We start from the raw sequence: 6,300 nt of genomic DNA on the forward strand, positions 1-6,300 counted from the left end.
GGCGACCAGCGCATTGTTGGTGGCCGGCGCGCGGCCGGACGACCAGGTTTCCTCGCCAAGCCCGAAGGCGCAGAAGCTGGCCGCTGTCGCCGTGCCGGAGCCATTGGACGAACCCGATGCGAAGGCGGCGGTGAGATAATCGCCATTGTACGGACTTTCGGCGCGGCCATAGACGCCGCGCTGCATGCCGCCATTGGCCATTGGCGGCATGTTGGTCAGCCCGATCAGCACCGCACCGCCGGCGCGCAGCCGGGCTATGGTGAAGGCATCCTCATTGGCAATGAGATGCTCGAAGGCCGGCGAGCCGGCGGCCACCGTCAGGCCTGCAACCTTGTAGCTGTCCTTGGCGGTGTAGGGGATGCCGTCGAGCGGTCCGAGCACGGCGCCGTTGCGGCGCCGCTGGTCGGAGGCCGCCGCCTGCTCAAACATGTCAGGGTTGAGCACTGGGACGGCATTGAGGCTGATGCCGTGCCGGTCGAAATGCGCGATGCGCCTGAGATACGCCCCGACCAGTTCGACGCTGGTGACGGTGCCGTGATCGAGCGCGCGGCGCAGTTGGTCGATCGTCGCTTCGAGGAGGTGAAGGCTGGCGTCGGTCATCACGGATCCCACATTTCCACGCACCATGGATGAGCGAGGCCGCAGGCTTCGGCAAGAGCCTATCGCGGTCTTCTCGGAACTTTTGTCCGGCTGGCGGTTTTGGATGTATGGTGCGATTCCGGAATGGCCAGAAGGGTGTGCCGATGACCACGAAATGCGTTGCGATCCTAGCTCTCGCGGTTGCTACGGGCGCGAGTCTTTGCGCCCCGGCCTTGGCTGGCGACCGGCATTACGACCGCCGGGTCCACTCCGAACGCTACGTTCCCGCCGAAGGCGATCTCATCGATATCCTGTTCGGCGGCCCGCACTACTACGATCAGCAGTTGGTGACGACGGCGGCTGGCGCGTGCTCCTACCATCGCGTTGGACCCGACGCGAATGCATTGAACAAGATCAACGATCATCACTGCGGGAAATAAGGCAGTAGGGCAGTAGGGCAGTAGGGAGCGCCTCAACGCTGGCCGCTCTCCTTCATACGCTCGATGATTTCGGCCATCAGCGCCAGGTCGCGGCGGGAATCGGCGAGGTCGGTCAGCGGCTTTGTTCCTTCGGCGATGTGGCGGTGGAAAATCTCGAGTTCATTCGAGAAAGCAGCGCCGTAGAGAGGGCCGAAGGCTTTCGTCACCGGGCCGAGCGGGCCGGCATCGGTGACCTCCAGCCGCGTCGGCAGGCTGCGGATGTAGGGCGTGTCGTAGATGATGCGCACGCGCCTGGTGTTGGAGCGCACCTCGATCATTGCGTCGAACAGGCCGAGATCGTCGACCACCGCGTCGTAGAGACAAGCGAAATGGCCGTAGTCGAAGGTGACCGATGTGTTGGCGCCGCCATTGGTGCGGTGCGCGGCCAGCACGCGCGCCGGCTCGCCGATCAGCCCGCGCATCGCTGAAATGTGGTGCGAGGAAAGCGCCGTCAGCCCGCGATAGGCGCGCACCAGGTCGGCCGGCGCGTCGGCACCGACGATTTCGCGGATCAGCGCGTCGCGCTCCTTGGCGCCACGCGCCAGCAGGGCCGGGTCTATGTCGTTGGGATAGAGGACGTTCTGGCTCTTCTTGAGGAAATGCCGGCCCTCCGAGATCAGGTCGAAGATGCGGACATGGGTGATGTCGGCGAAGGCCGGCAGCTCGTCCCTGGCGGCCAGATATGCCGGCGCGTAGCGGCGCATATAGCCAACGAACAGGGTCTTGTCGTAGTCCGGCATCAGCGCCAGCAGATCGTCGATCTCGCGCACCGTCAGACAGGCGGGCTTTTCCAGCAGGATGTGCTTGTTGGCGGCAATCGCCGCGTGCACGAAGCGGCTGTGGGTGTCGTCGGATGACAGCACGAACACCGCGTCGATGTCGGGTGACGCTATTAGCGCCTCGGCCGTCTCGAAGGTTCTTGCCGTCGAATGTTGCGAGGTGCACAGCGCCACCAAGCTGGGCGACACGTCGTACACGCCCATGCCGACGTTTTCGCATGTTTCATAATAAATTGACACGCGTCAAGATTTAAAATGTGCGTAGCGATTTTTAACTGCGCGCCCTGCGGGCATGACTGTCCTGTCGGCATGCGCTACAACCAAGGCGCGAAAAAAACTGCCGGCCTAGGGAACCACTAGGGGGATGTCCGCGTTGGTCGCTACTTTTGTGCAGAGGGAGGTTTGGGGTGGGGCGTTTCGAAATCGTGGAAGAGCCAACGGGTACGTTTTCGATTTTCGACACCGTCACGGAATTGCCGGCAACGGCCAAAGGGGGCGTGTGCATTGGGCTTTATCGGCACGAAGTGCCGCTGGCACTGCTTGCAGCGGTTGAAACGGTCCAGCCCGGCCATTTTTCGCTGCTGCCCTCATTGTCGGTGTTGAACGACTGGCGGGCTCATCGAGACGATCTGCTGGCATGAGCAAAGCTGCCCGATGTCGCACCAAAAATCATACGGTATGGGAAATCACGCCCTGTTGTCGAAAGCGGCGGTGAGGCATGGAAAGCGTTGGGAGGTGAAGCAATGTCTGATCAGGACGACCTGATCCGAGCTGCCATCGGACGGCTGCTCGCCGATAAGACAGGCGCCGCCGTCATATCGATGAGAGAGAGCGTCACCGAGCTTCTGGCGCTGACCGGTGCCGCACTGGACGAAAGACTCCAAGACCTGCTGCTGGAAATGGCCGAAGTCCGCGGCATGATGGTCGCTCTCGACTTCTGAACATATCCGGCTGGGATGCCGCTGCATGCACCGGCAGCGCTTTCATCGCCGGCAGCCTCTAACCTTGCTGCGTCCAATATCGGGCATCGCATTTTAGGCCGAAAGCGGACAGGCAGCTTTGGACTTCCTATGAAGATAGCTGACCAAAGCCGAGAGTAGCGGTCGAACAATTCGCGGGCGACCGGCAGTGTGATCGCCGACCGCTGTCCAACGCACTATGCCATGGCGGCCGAATGCGGCCGCTTTGACCGACAGTGTCGGGTGAGACGGCGAACTCGCAAGGTCCATTGCCCGCAATGCCGAGACAAATGCTCATAAAGATTCGGGTTGGTGCGGGTTGAATTATCGAGCCCATGACTGATATTCGATTTGTTGGGGTCTGACATGGGCGGCAAGATTGCGTGCAAAGTACTGCGGATGAGATCGGTTCCATTGGCTCGACAATCACGCCGGTGCGGGAACTGACGCCTGCCGAGCGCGACCGGATGTTTGCCTTGTATGAGACCTACTACGAGGCAGTCGATCGCAATGTTTTCGAACGCGATCTCGCCGAAAAGGATGCTGTCGTGATCATCCGGTGCGACCGGGAGATTATCGGCTTTTCGACTTATCTTGTCAGGCCACTGACCGTGGGCGGCGAGACTGTCCACTATCTCTTCTCCGGCGATACCGTCCTCCATTCCGCGCGTTGGGGCGACCCCGTGTTGCTACGCGGTTTCTTTCGCGCGGCCGGCGCCGCCAAGGCCGCGGTGGCGGGCCGGTTGTTCTGGTTCCCCATCATCAAGGGCCACCGTACATTCCGCATCCTGCCCAATTTCTTCCGCGAGTTCGTTCCAGCTATTGATGGGCGGCGTTCGACCAGGCTTGTTGCAATCCGCGACGCGATAGCGGTCGCCCGCTACAACAGCTACTTCGAGCCGTCGACCGGACTGATAGACTTCGGCCTGTCGCAAGGCCACTTGCGGGAACAGTGGGCGGACGTCGAGGAAACAGCATTCCGCAACCGTTTTGCCGCCTTCTTTCTCCGGGCCAATCCCTTCTACTTCCGAGGTGTCGAACTTGCCTGCCTCGCGGAATTCGAACTCGGCAATCTGAAGCGCTACGCCGCCGCGAGTTTCGCCGAAGGGCTGCAAGATGGGCGCTGAAGCCTGGGCACGGATTGCCGGCGCGACCGCTGCCGGGGATGCCGGTTTTCGGGCGCGGCTCGATCAACTTGAGGCCACGCAGCGCTCCCTCTTGCGGCGGCTCCTAGAAGCCAATCCTGCGACTGTGTTTGGTGGTGACCACAACTTCGCCAACGTCGCTTCGGCCGAGTCCTTTCGCGATCTCGTGCCGATCCGCGGCTACGAGGCCTTGTCGCCATACATCAATCGTGTCGTCGCCGGAGAGGAAAATGTGCTGACTGCCGAGCCGGTCCGGTTTATCGAGCAAACCGGCGGCAGTTCCGGTGGCGCGAAATACATCCCTTATACCGACACGGGCCTGCAGGCCTACACCGATTGTCTCTATCCTTGGATGTCGGAACTGATACGGCGCCGGCCGGGCGTTGCGCAAGGGCACAGCTATTTCGCGCTAAGCCCGGTAGGCCGCGGCGCAAGCGAGCGCGTCGGTGCGCGCAGGTTGGGCAGTCCCGTTCCTTTTGCTTATTTCGGCGCCTTGCGCGATAGCCTGATCCAAGTTTCGGCGGTGCCGATGGATTTGAGGCTGCTCAGCGATTTCGCCGAGTGGCAAAGGCAGACCTGCCTGCACCTGCTGGCGGCCGAGGATCTGAGCCTGATCTGGGTCTGGAGCCCGACCTATCTCACCGAAATCCTGCGCGCGATGCAGCGCGATGCCGAGAGCCTGTTGCCGGAGCTCGCGGACAGGCTGGGCGCCGTGCGGCCGGCGGACGTGGTGCGCCGCCGCATTGCTGCGCTGGAGGGCGCGCTTGGAAGTTCGCAGCTGTCGGCGATCTGGCCTCGCCTCGACACGATCAGCTGCTGGACAGACGCTTCCAGCAATGGCTTTGCCGCCGCATTGCAGGCGCAATTTCGGCATGTCTTCATCCAGTCCAAAGGGCTGATGTCTACCGAAGCTGCCGTTTCATTTCCCTATGGCGACGGGTCCGGGTGCATCCTGGCATCGCAAAGCGGGTTTTTTGAATTTGTCGATGACAGCGGTGCCAACTATTTCGCGTGGCAGTTGGAGGCAGGCCTGACCTACCGGCTTATCGTGACCACCGGCTCCGGCCTCTATCGCTACGATACGCAAGACATGGTCGAAGTCACCGGGTTCACCGGCGACACGCCGCGCCTGCGTTTCAGCGGGCGTATCGGCATGGTGTCCGATCTCTGTGGCGAAAAGCTCACGGAAGCCTTTGTCGTGCGGTCGCTGGCCGAGGCCGGTCTCGATCATCGTACCTATTCGCTGCTGGTGGCGGTCGCGACGCCGCACCCGCACTACCGGCTTTTCGTCGAGACCGGTCCGGGGCCGGCCGTTGAGGTGCTTGGCGGTGGCCTCGACCATGCGCTCAAGGCCAACCCGCAATATGAGTATGCCCGCCGCATCGGCCAGTTGGGGCCGCTGCGGACGACCGGCGTGGACGACCTCTATGGCAGGCTGAAGCGCCACCGCATGAAGGGCGGCACGAGCATTGCCGGAATGAAGGCGCCGGTTCTGCTCACTCGATCGGACGCAGCGCTTCTCGCGGCGCTCGGGGCGGACAAGGAGGACGCTTAGGATGATGCGGCATCCCGTGTCGCGGAAATGGGTCGCGCAAAGGCATGAAAACCGGACAAGCGACCATCCGGTCAGGCTGTCAGCCGCAACGCCAGCGCATCCAGGCCGCGGATCGAGGAATTGTCCATCCAACGTGCAGCAACAGGCTCGATGGTTCTCCAGTGGGTGAGTGCGGCTTCCAGCACCGCGACACCTTCCATTTCGGCCAGCGCCCTGCCGATGCAGACATGCGCGCCCCGGCCGAAGGCCAGGTTCTGCCTGCCGGCCCGGCCGAGGTCGAAACGCGATGCGTCGGCAAACTGGGCCGGGTCGCGGTTGGCAGCGCCGACAAGCAGCACCATCAGCCGGTTCTTTTCGATTTCCTGGCCGCCGATGATTACAGGCTCGAGCGGCCAGCGGCAGATCTTCTGCACCGGGCTTTCCAGCCGCAGAGTTTCGGCAACGGCACTGGCAGCAAGCCGGCGGTCGGCCCGCAGGGCCGCCCACTGGGCGGGCTGGTGAGCAAGATGGAACAGCATGTTGCCGATGAGGTGCACCGTGGTCTCGTGGCCGGCGAAGGCCAGGAAGGCGATGTTGCGACCGGCAGCCGTCAGCCCCAACGCATCGACGAGGCCGGCCAGCCCGGTCAGCAGCGGCGGCATTCGCCCAGCGGCAAGCAGATGGCGCAGATGCTCGACGAAGTAGCAGGACATCTCGTCGGCGGAGTTGGCGCCGCCGAACGCATCATCGAAACCAGTATCGAGAAGGGCGCGGATCGAACCCGACCATGCCCGGACCAGGACATGCCGATGGTCCGGGCATGGT

The 6,300-nt window shown here is 62.8% G+C and carries 8 protein-coding genes; 5 read left to right on the top strand and 3 right to left on the bottom strand.

The features are described from left to right. On the bottom strand, positions 1-600 hold a 600-nt coding region (locus EN914_RS20070; protein WP_245497829.1), incomplete at its 3' end, for an amidase family protein. Positions 601-743: 143 nt separating this feature from the next. Between EN914_RS20070 and EN914_RS20075 the strand changes: the two genes are divergently transcribed. Then, a complete protein-coding gene (locus EN914_RS20075; RefSeq protein WP_024503933.1) occupies positions 744-1,019 on the top strand; it encodes a hypothetical protein in 276 nt (91 codons plus the stop codon). A 32-nt stretch (positions 1,020-1,051) separates the two neighbouring features. On the opposite strand, the gene EN914_RS20080 is transcribed toward EN914_RS20075, so the two are convergent. Continuing rightward, the gene (locus tag EN914_RS20080; RefSeq protein WP_245497830.1) at positions 1,052-2,041 is read right to left on the bottom strand and encodes a Gfo/Idh/MocA family protein; all 990 of its coding nucleotides are present in this window, start codon (positions 2,039-2,041) and stop codon (positions 1,052-1,054) included. 203 nt (positions 2,042-2,244) lie between these two features. Between EN914_RS20080 and EN914_RS20085 the strand changes: the two genes are divergently transcribed. The 4 genes from EN914_RS20085 to EN914_RS20100 all read left to right on the top strand — a co-directional run bounded on the left by EN914_RS20085 (position 2,245) and on the right by EN914_RS20100 (position 5,496). Continuing rightward, the gene (locus EN914_RS20085) at positions 2,245-2,478 is read left to right on the top strand and encodes a hypothetical protein (protein WP_013530508.1); all 234 of its coding nucleotides are present in this window, start codon (positions 2,245-2,247) and stop codon (positions 2,476-2,478) included. A 102-nt stretch (positions 2,479-2,580) separates the two neighbouring features. Next, entirely contained in the window at positions 2,581-2,778 is a 198-nt protein-coding gene (locus tag EN914_RS20090; protein ID WP_024503931.1) for a hypothetical protein, read from the top strand. A 401-nt stretch (positions 2,779-3,179) separates the two neighbouring features. Then, positions 3,180-3,923 (top strand): hypothetical protein, encoded by a 744-nt coding sequence (locus EN914_RS20095; RefSeq protein ID WP_024503930.1) that lies wholly within the window; start codon positions 3,180-3,182, stop codon positions 3,921-3,923. Continuing rightward, positions 3,913-5,496: a GH3 auxin-responsive promoter family protein gene (locus EN914_RS20100; protein ID WP_024503929.1), complete on the top strand. Its 1,584-nt coding sequence runs from the start codon at positions 3,913-3,915 to the stop codon at positions 5,494-5,496. Before EN914_RS20095 ends, EN914_RS20100 begins: the two co-directional genes overlap by 11 nt. 71 nt (positions 5,497-5,567) lie before the next feature. Here EN914_RS20100 and EN914_RS20105 read toward each other — a convergent pair. Next, positions 5,568-6,300, bottom strand: a 733-nt coding sequence (locus EN914_RS20105) for a cytochrome P450 (RefSeq protein ID WP_164778814.1), incomplete at its 5' end; no start/stop codon positions are given.

The organism is Mesorhizobium sp. M7A.F.Ca.CA.001.08.2.1, from assembly GCF_003998455.1.
Taxonomy (GTDB): domain Bacteria; phylum Pseudomonadota; class Alphaproteobacteria; order Rhizobiales; family Rhizobiaceae; genus Mesorhizobium; species Mesorhizobium ciceri.

Bases quoted from the DNA above. Each gene is read 5' to 3' on its own strand.
- EN914_RS20080 (WP_245497830.1), bottom strand. From the start codon at position 2,041: ATGGGCGTGTACGACGTGTCGCCCAGCTTGGTGGCGCTGTGCACCTCG.
- EN914_RS20075 (WP_024503933.1), top strand. From the start codon at position 744: ATGACCACGAAATGCGTTGCGATCCTAGCTCTCGCGGTTGCTACGGGC.
- EN914_RS20100 (WP_024503929.1), top strand. From the start codon at position 3,913: ATGGGCGCTGAAGCCTGGGCACGGATTGCCGGCGCGACCGCTGCCGGG.
- EN914_RS20090 (WP_024503931.1), top strand. From the start codon at position 2,581: ATGTCTGATCAGGACGACCTGATCCGAGCTGCCATCGGACGGCTGCTC.